At 59.0% G+C, this 17,166-nt stretch carries 15 protein-coding genes; 3 read left to right on the forward strand and 12 right to left on the reverse strand.

What is annotated here, in order from left to right; translation table 11 throughout:
• Positions 1–70 precede the first annotated feature (70 nt).
• Together G442_RS0111280 and G442_RS0111285 are read right to left on the reverse strand one after the other, a co-directional pair.
• Positions 71–1,363 (reverse strand): DEAD/DEAH box helicase, encoded by a 1,293-nt coding sequence (locus G442_RS0111280; RefSeq protein WP_026398082.1) that lies wholly within the window; start codon positions 1,361–1,363, stop codon positions 71–73.
• 324 nt (positions 1,364–1,687) lie between these two features.
• Positions 1,688–2,665: a GlxA family transcriptional regulator gene (locus tag G442_RS0111285; protein ID WP_026398083.1), complete on the reverse strand. Its 978-nt coding sequence runs from the start codon at positions 2,663–2,665 to the stop codon at positions 1,688–1,690.
• A 108-nt stretch (positions 2,666–2,773) separates the two neighbouring features.
• Here G442_RS0111285 and G442_RS0111290 point away from each other — a divergent pair, with 108 nt between their 5' ends.
• Positions 2,774–3,415: an HD domain-containing protein gene (locus G442_RS0111290; RefSeq protein ID WP_026398084.1), complete on the forward strand. Its 642-nt coding sequence runs from the start codon at positions 2,774–2,776 to the stop codon at positions 3,413–3,415.
• A gap of 179 nt (positions 3,416–3,594) precedes the next feature.
• Here the strand turns inward: G442_RS0111290 and G442_RS0111295 are convergent, their stop codons facing one another.
• The 7 genes from G442_RS0111295 to G442_RS25095 all read right to left on the reverse strand — a co-directional run bounded on the left by G442_RS0111295 (position 3,595) and on the right by G442_RS25095 (position 8,680).
• Positions 3,595–4,608 (reverse strand): SDR family oxidoreductase, encoded by a 1,014-nt coding sequence (locus G442_RS0111295; RefSeq protein ID WP_026398085.1) that lies wholly within the window; start codon positions 4,606–4,608, stop codon positions 3,595–3,597.
• Positions 4,609–4,678: 70 nt separating this feature from the next.
• Positions 4,679–5,101, reverse strand: coding sequence for a hypothetical protein (locus tag G442_RS0111300; RefSeq protein ID WP_154660368.1), 423 nt, complete (start codon positions 5,099–5,101; stop codon positions 4,679–4,681).
• 196 nt (positions 5,102–5,297) lie between these two features.
• The gene (locus G442_RS0111305; protein ID WP_026398087.1) at positions 5,298–5,897 is read right to left on the reverse strand and encodes an IMPACT family protein; all 600 of its coding nucleotides are present in this window, start codon (positions 5,895–5,897) and stop codon (positions 5,298–5,300) included.
• Positions 5,890–6,453 carry a 16S rRNA (guanine(966)-N(2))-methyltransferase RsmD gene (rsmD, locus tag G442_RS0111310; RefSeq protein ID WP_026398088.1) on the reverse strand — a complete coding sequence of 188 codons (564 nt, stop codon included), beginning with the start codon at positions 6,451–6,453 and terminating at the stop codon, positions 5,890–5,892. The genes G442_RS0111305 and rsmD overlap by 8 nt, the downstream gene beginning before the upstream one ends.
• Before the next feature lie 7 nt (positions 6,454–6,460).
• Positions 6,461–7,258, reverse strand: coding sequence for a pseudouridine synthase (locus tag G442_RS0111315; RefSeq protein WP_174766895.1), 798 nt, complete (start codon positions 7,256–7,258; stop codon positions 6,461–6,463).
• Between the two features lie 5 nt (positions 7,259–7,263).
• On the reverse strand, positions 7,264–8,046 hold the full coding sequence (locus G442_RS21985) for a gamma-glutamyl-gamma-aminobutyrate hydrolase family protein (RefSeq protein ID WP_084440548.1): 783 nt from the start codon (positions 8,044–8,046) through the stop codon (positions 7,264–7,266).
• A 487-nt stretch (positions 8,047–8,533) separates the two neighbouring features.
• Positions 8,534–8,680: a hypothetical protein gene (locus G442_RS25095; protein WP_154660369.1), complete on the reverse strand. Its 147-nt coding sequence runs from the start codon at positions 8,678–8,680 to the stop codon at positions 8,534–8,536.
• A 266-nt stretch (positions 8,681–8,946) separates the two neighbouring features.
• Between G442_RS25095 and G442_RS21990 the strand changes: the two genes are divergently transcribed.
• Both G442_RS21990 and G442_RS0111345 read left to right on the forward strand, forming a co-directional pair.
• Positions 8,947–9,414 (forward strand): nucleoside deaminase, encoded by a 468-nt coding sequence (locus G442_RS21990; protein WP_051292227.1) that lies wholly within the window; start codon positions 8,947–8,949, stop codon positions 9,412–9,414.
• Between the two features lie 175 nt (positions 9,415–9,589).
• Complete coding sequence (locus tag G442_RS0111345) at positions 9,590–11,200, forward strand: Do family serine endopeptidase (protein ID WP_026398091.1); 1,611 nt, start codon at positions 9,590–9,592, stop codon at positions 11,198–11,200.
• Between the two features lie 124 nt (positions 11,201–11,324).
• Here the strand turns inward: G442_RS0111345 and G442_RS0111350 are convergent, their stop codons facing one another.
• From G442_RS0111350 to G442_RS22000, 3 genes are all read right to left on the reverse strand, one after another.
• On the reverse strand, positions 11,325–13,658 hold the full coding sequence (locus tag G442_RS0111350) for a TonB-dependent receptor (protein WP_084440549.1): 2,334 nt from the start codon (positions 13,656–13,658) through the stop codon (positions 11,325–11,327).
• Positions 13,659–13,806: 148 nt separating this feature from the next.
• Positions 13,807–15,327 (reverse strand): M81 family metallopeptidase, encoded by a 1,521-nt coding sequence (locus G442_RS21995; RefSeq protein ID WP_035376540.1) that lies wholly within the window; start codon positions 15,325–15,327, stop codon positions 13,807–13,809.
• Between the two features lie 99 nt (positions 15,328–15,426).
• Entirely contained in the window at positions 15,427–16,968 is a 1,542-nt protein-coding gene (locus G442_RS22000) for a serine hydrolase domain-containing protein (RefSeq protein ID WP_051292229.1), read from the reverse strand.
• Positions 16,969–17,166 lie beyond the last annotated feature (198 nt).

Genomic DNA, 17,166 nt, shown 5'->3' on the forward strand with positions numbered 1-17,166 from the left:
CGGACGATAAGGCCCACAATTTCGCGAATGGGCGGGCGAACGAAAATCTGTCCCCCGCCCATCGACTCAATCACGCGTTTTCCACAACCTTTCCGGCCGCTATCCGGGCTGCCTGCTTTTCTTCTTCGGTCCACACTTTACGCTCACGCGTCTTCTGCGGCTTGATCTGCTTCACCGGCCCCCCGCCCAACACAGGCGGACGCATGGTCGAATTTCGCGCGTCTTCTGAATGCCACTCGTGGTCTTCGTGAACGATCAGGGCGCGGCCAATTTCCCGCTCCACGGCGTGCAGCCAGGCGCGCTGTTCAGCGTCGCACAGCGTGACGGCGAAACCGGCGCGGCCAGCGCGGCCAGTGCGCCCGATGCGATGCACGTAGCTTTCCGGCAGGCTCGGCAGATCGTGGTTGAAAACATGCGTCACAGTGTCGACGTCGATACCGCGCGCGGCGATGTCCGTCGCCACCAGAACCTGAGCGGCTCCGGACCGGAAGGCGTCGAGCGCGCGTTCCCGCTGGCCCTGCGACTTGTTGCCATGCAGCGCCTCGGCAGTAATGCCCGCTTCGACAATGAAGGCGCAGACCTCGTTGGCGATGTTCTTCTGCAAGGTGAAGACAACCGCCTGCCCCATCCCCGGCGTACGTAGCAGGGTCAGCAGCGCGTCTTTCTTGTCGGCTGCGTCGAGGAACATGACCGATTGCTCGATGCGGTCCACCGTGGTTGACGGCGGAGCGATCTCGACTTTCGCCGGATCGCGCAGCAGGCTCTCAGCCAACGCGGCGATGGATTTCGGCATAGTCGCCGAAAACAGCAGCGTGTGACGATCTTTCGGCAGCGTTGCGACAATACGCTCTATCGGCTTGGCGAAGCCCATATCGAGCATCTGGTCGGCCTCGTCCAGAACCAGCGCTTCAAGCTGCGACAGATCGCACAGTCCTTGCTCGATCAGGTCGAGCAGGCGTCCCGGCGCGGCGACAATGATGTCCACGCCATCTTTCAGCGCATTGACCTGATGAAACTGGCTGACGCCGCCAAAAATCGTCGTCACGCTGATATCAAGATGGCGGCCAAAGCTCTCGAAGCCATCGGCGATCTGCGAAACAAGCTCGCGTGTCGGCGCGAGAACGAGAACGCGCGCGCCGCCGGCGGGGGCCGGGCGGGGGGACTGCGCCAGACGATGAAGCAACGGCAACGCAAAGGCCGCTGTCTTGCCCGTTCCCGTCTGCGCCATGCCGAGCAGATCGCGCCCTTCGAGCAGCATCGGGATCGACTGGGCCTGGATAGGCGTCGGATTGACGTAACCCTCCTGCGCCAGCGAGCGCAACACGGGCTCCGCCAGAGAGAGGTCGGCAAATGTCATGGTCATGGCAAGCGGCGCCTCCGGCGCTCAAAAAAGGCTGCGCCTGTTCGGGCTTCGCTGATATCGGAACGCGGGCTTTTACGGGCGATGCCGCAACGCGTCAACGCACGAGACGAGAGACGGCGTCCCGATGGCCGATCGCCAGCAGTTTTCCCCTCACCACGCAACGATGGTCATATCGGGCCGTTCGGGCGCCTCTGGCCGCATAATAATGCTCGACTGCTCAAGACGCCGTATGTCCTCACACTCAATGATTTATTCAGCGAAGCGTCGGTGATTCGGCGCGAATTCTACGAATTAAGTCTGAACTACCCGACAAAGCTTCATCGCTTACACGCTAAATTTCGAAAACCTCTTTCTGTATTCGGCTGGAGACACGCCGACATGCCTGACAAACGCCCTGCGCAACGTATCGGCGTCGGCAAAACCACAGGACGCCGCGACCTGCTTTGGCGTCTCCAGCCCCAGTTCCAGACGTCGCCGGGCGGCGCTCACGCGAGCGTCTTCGACCCACGACGCCGGCGTCACGCCCACCTCGTTGCGAAATAACCTTGAGAAATGACGCGTGCTCAGATCCATACGCCCGGCAAGATTCGCGACCGAGTGGTTCAAGCCCGGATTGGCCGCCACCCAACGTTGCAGTTCCTGTAGGGCCGAGCGGCCGGGCAACGCGGCGACGCCCTTGCGGCTGAACTGCATCTGCCCGCCCGGCCGCTTGAAGAACATCACAAGCTGGCTTGCCACCTTCCTCGCTACCTCGTGGCCCAGATCCTCCTCGACAAGCGACAGCGCGAGATCCAGACCGGCGGTCACTCCGGCCGCAGTTCGGAGAGCCCCGTCCGCTACATGAATTGCCTCCGCATCCACCATGACGTCGGGAAACTGCCGCGTCAGTTCCTCCGCGACGGCCCAATGAGTCGTGACCCGCTTACCGTCCAGCAAACCTGCTGCTGCAAGAAAGAAGGCGCCGCTACACACCGACCCAAATCGCCGCGCCGTCGGCGCACGCCTGCGTAACCACGCGACGACTACGTCATCCACCGGACAAACGGCCGCGTTTGGACGGCCAGCGACGAGAAGCGTGTCGATCGCCCCATCTTCGTCATCGCCGATAATGCGGTCCGCCACCAATCGTACGCCAGACGAACTACGGACCGGACCCGGTTCAATCGCGGCGACGACAAGTCGGTATTCCTCACGCCCGACCTGAGCATTGGCTTCCGCGAACACATCCAGCGGGCCGCATACGTCCAGAAGCTGGACCCCCGGCAACGCCACCATCACAATTGTCTTCGACCGCACTTTCATCCGTGGCCGCCCTGATCCTAAATTGTCTGAAATCGACGTATTACGACAATTGAAGCCATTTCACGATACTCCTACCGTCTGCGCAAGGTTAGCCAGCAGGAGGAAAATATGCCGTCCGTCACTCAAGAAGCCGCAATTCCCGACAGCGCGTTAGCTCGCGCAATCACCGAATATATTCGCGACACCGAAACTGAATTGCTCTTCAACCATTCCAGCCGCGTGTACCAGTTCGGCGCACTGGCGGGCGTCAAGCGCGGCCTCAAATTCGACCGCGAATTACTTTATGCAGGAGCGATGTTTCACGACATCGGCCTGATGCCGAGCCACAGCAGCCCGGACGAACGGTTTGAGGTCGATGGAGCCCATGCCGCCCGTGATTTCCTGCGGAGACATGGCGTTCCCGAAGAAGACGCCTACACGGTGTGGACGGCGATTGCGCTCCACACCACGCCGGGCGTGCCGCAACACATGCATCCTGTCGTAGCGCTTGTGACCGCTGGCGTGGAGATGGATGTGCTTGGCCTCACCTACGCTCAATATTCCGCAGCCGAGCGCGAGGCCGTCGTCGCTGCGTTTTCACGCTCCCCGAATTTTAAAGAAGACATCATCCAGGCGTTTTATGATGGGATCCGGCACAAGCCCGACACTACCTTCAGCAACGTCAAGGCGGACGTCATCGCGGACAAGGAGCCGCATTTTCATCGCGGCAACTTCTGTTCAGTCATACGCTGTTCGCAGTGGAGCGGTTAAACACCCCGAAGTGGACTGGCCTTGAAGCCGCCTCTATCTCGCACCCTGCTTGCGGCCGCCATCGACGCACGGCGCATCAGGGGGCTGGGGCAATGCTGCCAAGCGTGGCTATTGGATAACGGAAGCGGGCCGCGCGCAAACGCCCGCCACCCGGAATAGCCTGTTCTTTCCTTCGCTTATCAGATTTTAAACTTGCGCGCGCCCCACACCCCTGCCAGCACGCCGACGAGACCTAGCGTCGCCAACCCCAGGCGGGCGCCCAATGGCAGTGGAGCGCCGAGAAACGCGGGCGTCAGCGCCGTCGCTTTTTTGGATTCGATATCGAAAGGCCCATACGCGGAAAGCGCGCCCGCGACGCTGTGCTCCAGATTGGCGGGCGCATCGTCGGACGCAGCCGCCTTCTCCAGTTGCGCCGCATAACCCCGGCGAGCACGACGGGACGCGACGATGCGCGGCGCGAGCGCGTCGATCGCGCGCGTAATCTGACCGCGCAAACCGACCCACATATCCTCGCCGTTGTGAAACGCCGCGCGGCAGATGGCTTCTCCCGCCACTTCCGGTTCGAAGATCGGCGCAGGCGGGCGCAGGCGCTTGCCGGTCAGATTCTTCGTCCAGCCGAAGCGCGGCGTATTGAAGGACGGCAGATGGACAAGCACCACGCGGATGCGATCGCCATCATGCGCGATCTCGGCGCGCAGGCTCTCGCAGAATCCGACCACGGCGCTACGCGCGCCGTTCTCCGCCGCCTGCAGCGGCAATCCGCGCAAACGCGGGCCAAGCGCCAGATTGACGATCACGCCCTGTCCGCGCCGTCGCATCCGGCGCAGTGCGGCGGTGGAGCCATAGACGGAGCCTAGATAAGTGACCTCCGTCGCGCGGCGGATATCGGCGCCGTCCAGTTCCGCGACTGGCCCTACGACGGTGGAGCCGGCGCAATTGACCCAGATCGAGATCGGGCCAAGCTCGTCCTCGACCCTCTCTGCGGCGGCGTCCAGCGCCGCTTCGTCGGCGACATCGACAGCGACGCGCACGGTCCGCACGCCGGACTGCTCCAGTTCCTCGGCCGCCGCCGCCAGACGCTCCTCATTGCGCCCCAGCAATGCAACGTCAAAGCCCGCCCGCCCCAAAGCGCGCGCCGTGGCGCGACCTATGCCCGCGCCTGCTCCGGTTACGACTGCGATGCGATGCGCCATGATCCGCCCCCGATCCGTTCAGAACGCCCCGATGTGGTCCGAAACAGGCGCGGCGGCAAGTCCGGGACGTTCAATCAACCACACGGATACGGAACAGAGCGTTCATGATCGTCCCCCGCGGTCCCGCCACGGTGACGGGCACAGCGTCGACGCCAGTAAAGTCCGTCGCCGGTTTATAATGAAGGCTTGTCGCGGAGACCGGAGCGACGTTGCAGCGCGAGCGTGGGTTGCCTGCGGGGAAGCTCGGGTTGACCGAGTAATCGACGAGCGTAGCCGTTCCGTGCTGAGGATCTTTCGCGATCCTGAGAACCTGAAATTTCTCGGCGGAGCAGTCGGTCGCCACGGCCTGCCAGTAATTCAGCATCGTGTCGGTGTTTTTCGTCACGATCTTGTCGACCAGACGATAGCGATTCCACTGCGGGATATCGACGACCCTATGTGTCGCAGCAGACCCATTGGAAACGCCGGATCCAGACGCGCTCAGGGAAGTCACGGTGTTCTGCACGCACCCCGCCACAGAAAAACCAGAGGCACATAAAGCCAGACAGAGACCCCAATGCTTCATCATGCGCCGTCATGTTTTGTAACAAACACGGCGCTATCAGCGCGCAGATCGTAAGGCAATAACGACAACGAAAGGGTTAAAGGAAATTGCTTATATATCATATAAATTAATATATTCGCAGAATTTATCCCTTAACGTCCTCGCAAATGCGCGCGGCCACACGCCCCGCCGTCAAATCCGCAAGGCGCACAATCAGATCCTCCGCTCCCTCCACAGGAACAACGACGACATAAGCAGCGCCGGTCGCGTCAAACGTCTCTGTCTCGACCTGCGCGCCCAGTCCGGGCAGACGCGCGCCGACCAGCGCAAGGTCGGAAAACGGACAATGAAAGCCCACGCGCACGCGCGCCACGATCGGCGCGCGCGGCGCAAGACGCAGACACTCCGCCGCCGTGCCGCCATAGGCGCGGACCAGTCCGCCTGCGCCAAGCTTGATCCCGCCGAACCAGCGCGTCACGACCACGGCGACGCGATCTATGTCCTGCGCCTCGATCACCTGCAGGATGGGACGACCGGCCGTGCCGCCGGGTTCTCCGTCATCGTGAAAACGGTACTGCTGGCCGATCCGCCAGGCCCAGCAATTGTGCCGCGCCTCGACGTCCGAAATTTCGTGGATGAAGGCGAGGGCCGCTTCTTCGCTGTCGACCGGCGCGGCGTAGGCCAGGAAACGGCTTTTCTTGACCTCCTTCTCGAAAAACGCCCGTTCCGTCAGCATCTCAGCCATGGCCGCCAGCCCGCCACCCCCAGAGCCGGGCCGCGCCGTGGACGCGTTCGAACAGAATCTCCACGGTGTCGACGGGCGGCGCCTCGTCTTTGGCGGTTTCGACGATGACCAGCGCGTCCGGCGCGATCCACCCGCGCGCAGTGAGCGCGTTTAGGGCGAGCGCGGGCAGCCCCTTGCCGTAGGGCGGATCCAGAAAGACCAAACCGCAGGGATTAACAGCTTTCGGCGGCGCCAGAATGTCGCCAGCGAACACGCGCGATGCGTCTTCCTTGCGGCAGGCCGTTATGTTGACGCGCAAGGCGGCAAGGGCCGCGCGGTCACGTTCAAAAAAAGCGCAGGACGCGGCGCCACGCGACAGGGCCTCCAGCCCCAGAGCCCCGGTGCCTGCGAACCCGTCCAGAACGGCGACGCCCTCCACCGCGTCGCGCCCGCCCCAAGAGGCGTGCAGCACCATGTCGAAAAGCGCCTGCCGGACGCGATCCGCCGTGGGCCGGGTCACGCTGCCGGGTGGAGCCTGAAGCTGCCGCCCACGCCGGTCGCCGCCGATAATCCGCACGTGGCGCCTAGCCCCTGCGCGCTGGCGCACGCCCCTTCGACGCTCCACGCGCAGCGGGAGCCGATTCATTATCGCGCGGCAACTGACTTTTCAGAACGCGGCCCGGAACCTCCTCCAGTTCACCCGGCTGAAGTTCACCCAAGGGAAACGGGCCGTAGGACGTGCGGAGCAGGCGGCTGACGTGCAGGTTGAGCCCGGCCATGACGCGCCGAACCTCGCGGTTTTTTCCTTCCCGCAGCGCCACAGTCAGCCATGCGTTGTCGCCCTTTTTCGAGTCGAGCGACGCTTCGATAGGCCCGTATTTCACGCCGTCGAACACGCTGCCGCCGGCAAGCTCCGCGAGCCGCTTCGGGTCCACGACGCCAAACACGCGCACGCGGTATCGCCGCAACCATCCATTCGACGGCAACTCAAGACGTCGCGCCAGCGCACCGTCATTGGTCAGCAACAGCAGGCCCTCGCTGTTAAGGTCGAGGCGCCCGACGCTGACCACGCGCGGCATCCCCTCCGGCAGGGAGGCGAACACGGTCGGACGCCCCTCCGGATCGCGGTGGGTGGTCACCAGACCGTCCGGCTTGTGATAGCGCCACAGACGCGTGTGGTCCGGCTGCTCGACCAGCTTCTTGTCCACGAACACAGCGTCGTTCGCCGTCACGAACGTCGCCGGATGCGTCACGGGGGCGCCGTTGAGGGAGACGCGCCCCTCCTCGATCATGCGCTCGACGTCGCGACGGCTCGCGACCCCGCTGCGCGCCAGCCATTTTGCGATCCGCTCGCCGCGCGCGCGCGCGTCCTGCCCGTCCATGTCCGTCATCCTTCGTGTTTCACAGCATTCGCCGCGCCGTTTCCTACAACTCCCACGCGCGCGCGCCAGTCACGGCAGGCGGAGACGAAAGCGGCGAAGATGGCCTTGTCTCCAGCATCGATAAGAAATTCGGGGTGCCATTGCACGCCCAGACAGAACGTGGCCTCGCCATCCTCGATGGCTTCGATGACGCCGTCTTCCGCCCGCGCGGCGATGATCGCCTGGCCAGGGTCTCGTACCGCCTGATGATGGGAGGAATTCACGGCCATGCTCGAGCGTCCGACAATCGTCGAAAGGCGCGTGCCCGGTTCGATCATGACGATATGACCCGCCTCGTCACGCGGATTGGGTTGCTCGTGCGGTAGCGCGTTCGGGATGGCCTCCATTATGTCCTGATACAGGGAACCGCCCAGAACGGCGGCAAGCAATTGCATACCGCCGCAGATTCCAAGGATCGGCATCCCGCGCGCGCGCGCCGCCTCAATCAGAGCCAACTCGGAACGCGTACGCGCCGGTTTGAGCTGCGTAGTCGGGTGAAGCGTCTTGTCGCCATACAATACGGGGTCGATATCAAAGGCGCCGCCAGTGACAACGAGCCCGTCGAGCCGGTCGAGAAAAGCCCCTGCCATACAAGGCGCGTGCGGTATGGCCACAGGCACGCCATCGGCGCCGATAATGGCGCTCATGTAATTGGCGCGCAGGGCGTACCATGGAAAGGCCGAATACTGGTCGGAGCCTCCCGGCTCCTGATCCATGGTTACGCCGATGACGGGGTTATCGCGTGTCATGGCGCTCACATAGAATAAAGCGCCGTGCCGGTATATGGGGCGGCCGTTCGCTCATCTCTTGATCGATCATCGTCCGGATCTGCGAAGCGTCACATCAAGGTGGGCGACGGTTGCGCTCGCTGCCGTAAAGAGCGGCAACACCATCGGCTCCAACTGCGTCCCAACGCAGAAAGGAAATAGCGTGTCAGCTCCAATACGCGCTGCGTCCGAACACAGATCAACACCTTTGAACCGGACGATTTCTGTCGCGCACATACGTTTAAAGTAGAAGAAACACCCGGGAGCGCCTCTGGCGGCGCAACGAGGCGCAGCTTTATTGCTTCCTGATTATCAGACGAGATGGAGGAGCCGGAACACTGTCCTGAGTTGGCGGAAGCGCCTCACACTCGAAACAGCGAATTCGAACGGCGACATCCTGAAAAGATATCGATCGAAATGCTTCGGTTCAGCCTGAACCCTGTTCCGTCGGACCTTCAGGCGCGACCTTTCAGAGATCAGCCAGCTTCACTGCGCCAGACTCATTCGCCACGCGGGCGTGCATCGCCTCGCTGCCGAAATGAAATGTTCCGCGCTCGGAGGCGGCCAGACCGATGCCAATTGCGGCGGCTGCCAAGACAAGTGTCAGACTGCGCATCGGGGTCTCTCCCTACACTTCAGGCGGCGAAGTTGAACCGTTATGTTACAGAGATCACTATGTCTGTGAGCTGCACTTTGTGCCCTCGTCGTGTTACAAGCAAGGGAAAATAAGGGGTTTTCGATTATTTTTCACTCACTGCATCCTCGCCCGCCCAACCGGCGTTTGAAACAGAACGTGACTACGGCCGATCAGCGCTCCGTTTCGCGCGAACCTTCCCCGTGAAGCGCGAGATTGCCTCCGGCGGTTTGTTGCGATGGAGCGCCATGGACGAGGCTTTGGCCGAAGCCCGCGCCGCTTCCGGGCGTGGCGAAGTGCCGGTTGGCGCGGTCGTTCTGGGCGCGCACGGGCAGATTATCGCCAGCGCCGGGAATCAGGTGGAGGCCGACCATGACGCTTCAGCGCACGCCGAGATGCTCGCGCTACGTGGGGCCGCCCGCCTGCTGGGGTCGACGCGACTGAACGATTGTACGCTGGTCGTGACGCTGGAGCCGTGTCCCATGTGCGCAGCCGCCGCCGTCCATTTCCGCGTCCGGCGGGTTGTCTTCGGCGCCTACGACCCGAAAGGCGGCGGCGTCGAGCACGGCCCTCGCATTTTCGCCCAGCCAGCATGCCTCCACCGTCCCGACGTCGTCGGCGGGGTTGATGAGCAGCGCTGCGCGACCCTCCTGCGCTCGTTTTTCCAAGATTTGCGGGCCGACAGGACGGCTCGGCGCCGATCAGGTGACGCATAATCGTCAAAAGTGACGGCCTAACGCGTTTTTCATCACCGTGTATGATGCCGGTTCGACGACACAAGGCATTGTGACCTCGTCACGTCTCGGACGGACATGTCGGGTCAGCCCCGACGCCAAGTCCAGAAGGGGTCGCGTATCGCGACCCGATCAGTTGGAGCCTACCGGAAGACCTATGCAAGACCAGACACAGTCGCCCCGGACCGCCGGGAATAAACGTCGCTCGCTCCTGCTCGCCGTCGCTGGCGTCGAACTTCTGTCCCTCGCCGTCCCTCCGATGTTGGGGACGCCTGGCCTGATCGGCAGCGCGCGCGCCGACGCGCCCGGCGCCATTCAGCCCCGTACGCAGACCCAGACGATCCCCGACTTCGTCAACCTGGTGAAGCAGGTGAAACCCGCGGTGATCTCCATCACCTCGATCATCAAGGCTGACGCGGCGGATGAGGAAGGCGGCGGCATGGGCGGCGGACAGGGCGGCATGCAGCAGTCGCCGTTCCCCTTCCCCTTTCCGTTCCAGATGATGCCGCAGCACCAGCGCCAGACGATCGAGGCGCGCGGTTCGGGCTTCATCATCTCCGCCGACGGTTACGCCGTGACCAACAATCACGTCGTCAAAGGCGCGACCAAGGTGACTGCGACGCTTGACGACGGCACGACGCTGGCGGCCCGCATCGTCGGACGCGACCCGAAGACCGATCTGGCGCTGCTGAAGCTGACATCCACAAACAAGCTGCCGTTCATCGAGCTTGGCGAGTCCGACGATGTCCTCCCCGGGCAGTGGGTCGTGGCCGTTGGCAACCCCTACGGGCTCGGCGGCACGGTCACGGCCGGCATCGTCTCCGCTCTGGGCCGCGACATCGGCGACGGACCGTATGACAGCTTTTTCCAGATCGACGCGCCGATCAATCGCGGCAACTCCGGTGGCCCGCTGTTCACGCAGGACGGAAAAGTCATCGGCGTGAACACCGCGATCTACTCGCCGTCAGGCGGCTCGATCGGCATCGGGTTCGCCATTCCGTCCGACGTGGTCAAAAACGTCGTCTCCCAGATTCAGAAGACCGGTCACGTCACGCGCGGTTATCTGGGCGTCGAGGCCCAGCAGATCTCCCCGTCGATGGCGAGCGCGCTTGGCCTGAAGTCGCCGTCCCCCGGCGCCCCGCCATCAGGCGCCCTGGTCGCAAACGTGTCGGCAGGCAGCCCGGCCGAGAAAGCGGGGATCAAGTCCGGAGACGTCATCGTCAAACTCGACGGCAAGCCGGTGGACACGCCGCATAATCTTGCCGTGAAGGTCGCGTCCATCGCTCCGAACACGGACGCAACCGTAACTCTGTTGCGCAACGGCGCTTCGCGCGACGTCACCGTCCACATCGCCAACCAATCTGCCGCGAACGAAGCGGCTGGCGCGTCGGCCCAGGTCGGCGCAAAAGGCGAAAAACTTGGCGTTTCCCTCTCGCCGCTGACTGGCAACGTCCGACAGCAGCTTGGACTCGACAGTTCCGTCCACGGCGTCGTGGTCACCGACGTCAAGCCGGGCTCAGCCGCCGAGCAGGCTGGCGTCCGGCCGGGCGACGTCATTCAGGCTGTGGGCGATCAGCCGATCGACAACCCGCACGCCGCCGTGACGGCTGTCGCCGCTGCTCTGAAGACCCGCCAAGCGGTGCTGCTGCGTGTCCTGCGCGATGGGCAATCCCTATTCGTGGCGATCTCTCTAAACGGCGACAACGGCGACGCTGGCAATAGCGCGCCGGGCGGCGGAAGCGACGGAGATGACGACGACAATAACTGACTGCGTGCCGCCGCCCGACCTTCGGGCGGCGGCGTTTGCGCCCGACGCTGCCGCACAGGATCAACCCTTGCGCAGTGCAAGAGTCATCCGGGTTATGTTTTTGTCAGATATAAAAGCCGTCATTTTATAGATGCCACGCCAGCGTCATCCCGATGAGACGCGGTGGAACAAGATAATACTGATCGAAGATGCCCCCTCCACCTGAATACCCCATGGTGACGCCCCGGGAACTGGTTAGGTTTTTCACGTATATCGAGAGAACGCTGTGACCGAGTGACGTAGGCAAGTCGCCGGACAGGCGCAAATCCAGTGTGTTGTAATTACCCATCTTCATTGCGCTACCAAACATCACCGGGGCGGATCCCTGATAGTGGTGCATGATCGAAAAAACTGGTCGCATAAAAAGTGTTTTCGCCTGATAGCTCAGAGTCTCACTGAATTGCCATTTCGGGCTGGCCGCCAGTTGTGTTCCCTTGTTCAAGACCACGCCGTTTCCAAGGTTCACAGCCTCGGTCATGTGAGCGTCCGTATATGTGGCGTTTGACTGCAACGTCAGCCCCGGAAGAGGCGTCACCCATGTGCCCGCAAATTCAAAACCGCGACTTGTAGCGCGACCCACGTTGGCCTCATACCCGACCCCGTCAGGGCGGGCGAGTTTCGCCTGAAGATTTCTCCAGTCTATATAATAAAGCGTTGGCTCCAGAATCAGGTGACCTCGAAAGAAATTCAGCCTTGCGCCTACCTCATAATTCTTGAGGCTGTCGGACTTCGTTTCGCGAGGCGTGGGATATTGGGCGCTCACCGGGTTGGTATTGGGGGCGCCAAACCGGTATCCTTCCGAAAATTGAAAATACGCCATGATATGCCTGCCGGGCTCGTACTTGAACGCGAATTTTGGCAAGGCGCTGGTTTGTGAAGAGCGTCCAGACGAATAATTGAAGAGGCTGCCATAGGCCAGATATGACCCCAGCCCCCCGACTTCCGCGGATGATTTTTCGGACATTCCGAACACACGCGCACCTCCGGTCAACGTAAAATCATGTAGGAATTTGTATGATATTTCTCCAAAAATTGACTTTTCTACTCCGTTATAATTCACATCGTAGGGCTGCCAGACATCGCCGCCAGGCGCCAACTGACTGGCCAACTCCGATCCATACATAGAAGCGAGGTAATCGCCGCTCCCCGCAGTCGAAAGCGGGCTATTCACACGCTTCCATGTCTCGTAATACGCGGCTCCGATCAACCAGGACAACGGCCCCTGCCCCTTGGAAGTCAGGCGCAATTCATAGTACATGGACTTCCCGTCGACGCTCTGCCTGTCAATCGTCGGAGCTTTGATCGTCGGGAACAGAGCGCCGTAATATCGGGTATAGTCCCACGACGCGGACTGCCCTTTCCTCAGGAAAGCGCCAATCGCCGTTAACGATGCAAAGCCCAAGTCCTGATCCAGTCGTAACTCGTGCATCTGCGTCTGCGTACGAACCGGCTCCAGCGTCGCCACTTTCTTCGTGTATGCGCCATAGACCTCCGACATTGAATATGGGTCATCGGATACGTCAGTGCTCTGCCCGAGATAGGTATAAGCAAGCTTCGTTCCGTCCGTCGGCGTAAATACTACGCTGACCCGGGCGTTACGCGTATATGTCGTGTTGGTGTTTTTCCCGATGCCAAGATTCGTGATGTATCCGGGATCTTGTCGATAATCGAGCACCCCCCTAACCGCCAACCTTCCTTTGATGATCGGGATGTTAACCATTCCCTTTTCACCATAACCCACTTCGTGCCCGGGCATCCCAACGATAGACGTTTCCCCGGCGGCATCCCATTTTGTTACGTTCGCCTGATTCGGAATGTAATCAATTGCGCCGCCCAACGTCGCCGATCCGAATAGCGTACTTTGCGGCCCTTTGAGAGCTTCGATGCGAGCCACATCAAACGTGTCTATATCAGGGACGGAAACTGCGAACCCCGGATCGGTCAAAGGTATGTCGTTCAGAAAATACCCCGTCGTTCCTTGACCCTGATCAATTCCAGCTGTCGTCGCCACACCGCGAAAAGTAATCGCCGAATATCCGGGGATGGAAGCGGATAATGTGGCCCCGGGTATCTGCGAAATATAATCCTGAAAAGCTTGCGCCCCTCTGGCTTCGAGGCTGGCGCCCGTAAGGACGGTGACTGAATTAGCGACGTCATGTGTCGATTGACGCCGTCGCGACGCGGATATGGTAATTGCTTCCGGGCTTCCTTCAGCAGAATACACGGCATCAGTTTTTTTGATGTTTTTTATCTGCTTTGAAGAACTTGCTGTTTGGCCTGTTTTTCGACCTCCAGCAGCGTTCACTGCACCCTGTGCGCGAGCACCGGCAGGGTGAAGATACGCCAGACTGCAAAACGAGCTGACAAGAAGGAGGCTACGCTTCCTCCATTTTTTTGATTGCATAAGGTGATAAAACATTTTTATTTCCACATCCCGCCGCGAACGTCGCACTTTCTCGAACCTGCTATCGTTACAAAACTCTACCGCCGAGGAATTTGAGATAAAAATTTCTTATTCAAAAAAAAATTTTTCTATTACAAGAATTTCAATTTCGTGATTACGTCGATCAATTCTCAATGACATGATCAAGGCCCAATGGATCGAGCACTCTTGGATAAAAATCTTCATCTCTCTCCCTGAATTGAAAATCACGAAAATTCATATCAAGGGCTCCCGGCGTCGCCACGTAAAATATTTTCTCTGAAAATTTTGAAAAATCCGCCTCAAAGTGTCGGCCTGATTTTAGGCCAATAAGCCTTTTCCCAGACACATCCAATCCAATATTAAGAAACAAACTCTCTGTATAAACCTGACTTCTTTCGGAAATAACGAGAACGTCAATGCCGTCAACATAGAGCCACGCTGCCGCTCCTGCGGATATAGACGTTCCATCGAGGCCTACCTGTCTAAGATCGGAAGATATTTCCCGCACTTCAACTTTATCAAGGTCAAGAGGAAGACCAGAAGATAAGCCGATCTTGCCGCCAATCCGCAAGGGAAGGATCGCACCGCGCCCAGCTTCAATACACGTTTTCACGACTACGGGATCATAGACAGCGCCAAATACACAATCCGTCGCGCCGAATTCCATAAACGATCGCAATAAATACATGGAATCACCAGGGGACCCGCCACCCGGGTTATCACCCTGATCCGCGATGATCCATGGCCCATGTGACGGCCGTTCAGAAGAATCTCGAAGAATACACTTCAGATCGTAGGGTTTCTTACAAAAAGCACGTCTGAGTTTGTAAAATCTTTCTCCAGATTTTCTGGCTATCTCTTCGGCGCAACTCAGGTCTCCATCCGAATACGCGAGTACCTGCGCACCGGTAAACGGCGTATCTCCCCACGGAAACCCGTGAACGAGGCTAATGGAAAGACATTTAATTTGCGCTTCGAGCGACCGCAATTCATCCGTAAATACACGCATATCCCTATCAGACGTCGGAAACAAACCGATCATCTGACAATTGTATCGTGCTCCAACCGGATGAATGTCACCACGCGCAATCTTTATGCAGGCGTCATATAACTCGGACAGGCGTGAAAGAGTGTCCGTATGCGGATACTCCCTAAGAAACATCATGATAGATGAATTCTCTATCATGACGTCCGTCAGATGCGCATGAGGATCAAGTAAGACGCCTATGCAAACGTTTCCGCCCACCGCATTTCTCAAGCGCGCAAGAAAATTTCCTTCGCAATCGAAGCAGGTGGTAGAAACCATCGCACCATGTAACCACAAAATGACGACGTCATATGGGCCGGTTTCCACTATAGACCGAATCAATTGTCCACTGAGAGTCTCCCAAACATGATCGAGAGTTGGTCCACCTGGGAGCGCCTGCGCCATCAGGCCGAAAGAAATACGATGACCGTCTTGTTGTGCTTTTTCACCAAGAAGTTCAAAAAATGGCTCTCCACGCGTGTCGCTCAAATCAACCTGAAGGTTATTCCGGGAAAAACCGCTCATTGTCTCAAACGCAGACCAACTCGTTGGAATTGGCGACGACGTGTTGGTTTCAGTGCCTATCCCACCACAGAAAATTCGTAACGCCGATTCGGCCCGAGCATGGTCATTCATAAAAAAAATCCTTAAAAATTCAAAACTTTGACCACACTGACATGATTAGAAACGACGTTCTTCGCTCCGATGACCTAAACGGAGCGGCCTTCTCACTTTCTATTGTCGTTTGAAATGCAGTCTGGCTGTACGCCCACTACTCATAAGAATTCCTGATTCACTTACTTCTAATGTTACAAGCATTGGAAAAAATGATTGTGTTGTGGCCATCCAGATATCAGACCCAATCTGCTCCAACGTATAATCCTGGCTACCGTTGACCCCGGAAACTCGCATTACATTACCGTTTATAAACGCAAAAAGTTCTGAAATTTCTGATTTATATTCCCCAAACAATTCTTTTTTCTCGCTGTGAGAAGCCGGAGGATGAACTCGCTCCAGGCGATCAGTCCGTTCGAATTCGATTGCATTTAACGTCTCGAAATCCGGCCCGTCCGGCATCACCCGGATATCAGTGGGCATGATCGAAACAGAATACGCCCCAGATCGGTCACGCTTAGCGGGGAGCGTCATTCCATTTATCATCATAAATGGATTTCCATTATTCTCAGAAATTTTTAAAACACGACCACTGTTCTTCGAATAATACGTTCCTGTAGCAACTGCTCCAACAGTATCCTGCTGTATGACCGGCAAATCCGCAACACAACTGTCGATAATAGCATCCACCAGGTTATAAAGATCAAGTGCGTTCCGTCCATTACTAATGACTATAACGTCAAGGTCGCAATCGACCACTTTCAGCATCTGGCACGATCCACCTATGACCCCGCCTGCGTGATGTACCGTGGACAGACCGCGATATGTGCCCATCATCAATCCCAGGCCGTAGCCGTGACTCGCGGCAGGCGTCCGCATCTCCGCCCAGCTTTCTGCGGAACCCACGCGCGGCGTGCTCATATGCGCAAGCCAGCGCAGCATATCATCCACTGTCGAGACAATGCCGCCCTCGCCCCCGACAGGCGCACCCATCACGCCACGGCGCCATCCACCCGACAAATCGGGCACGTGAAGCGTCGCGCTATTTGGAACAAGGTCCGTGTCCAAAGGGCGCAGCATTGTGTCGACCATACCGACAGGCAAAAAAATGCGCTCACGCAGAAACTCGCCAAGCGGAGCGCCGCTCAGTCGCTCGATGATCATGCTCAGCAGAACGTAACCACCGTTATTATAACTCCATCCATTCCCTGGAAGAAAATTGACGCTCTTTGTTTGGCAGAGCATTTTGAACTGCTCGTCTGCGGCGATCGGCGCGCTTGGCGGCGCGGATAGCATCAAGATATCAAGACTGTCGCGCATGCCGCTGGTGTGCGCCATCAATTGACGGATGGTCATATCGTCCGCCCAAGCCGGCAACTCTGGCAGCACCAGTCTCGGACTATCGTCCAACGACAGAAGGCCGTCCTCTTTCAGCAACATCAACGCCAGAACGCAAAAGTGTTTTGAGGTCGAGCCTATGCGCATTCTGATCGAGGGCGACAGGGCCGTCGATGTTTCGATTGAAGCAAGACCCACGCCGCGACGATAGACCGGCCTGCCCTTCAATCCGACGCCTACGGCGAAACCAGGGGCACTGGTGCTGTCAAATGGCGCAAGCAGTCCATCCAGTTTATCGACGTCGATGTGAACCTGATGTGCCACGAGAATTTAAACTCCTTTGACGCCTCTAAACCGCAATCTGGACACGCTCGCCAAACGCACATCTTCAACTGGAGAAGTTCGACAATCGAATTTTGCTCGTCGCCGTTACGTGAGCGCGGGACATGTGTGGACGGCCGATATTGCAGGAACAGGCTCCCGCATATTTCGCTCCCGTCATAAAAAAACGAATACTCGTTC

This window comes from Acetobacter nitrogenifigens DSM 23921 = NBRC 105050 (assembly GCF_000429165.1).
In the GTDB taxonomy this organism is placed as follows: Bacteria; Pseudomonadota; Alphaproteobacteria; order Acetobacterales; family Acetobacteraceae; genus Acetobacter; species Acetobacter nitrogenifigens.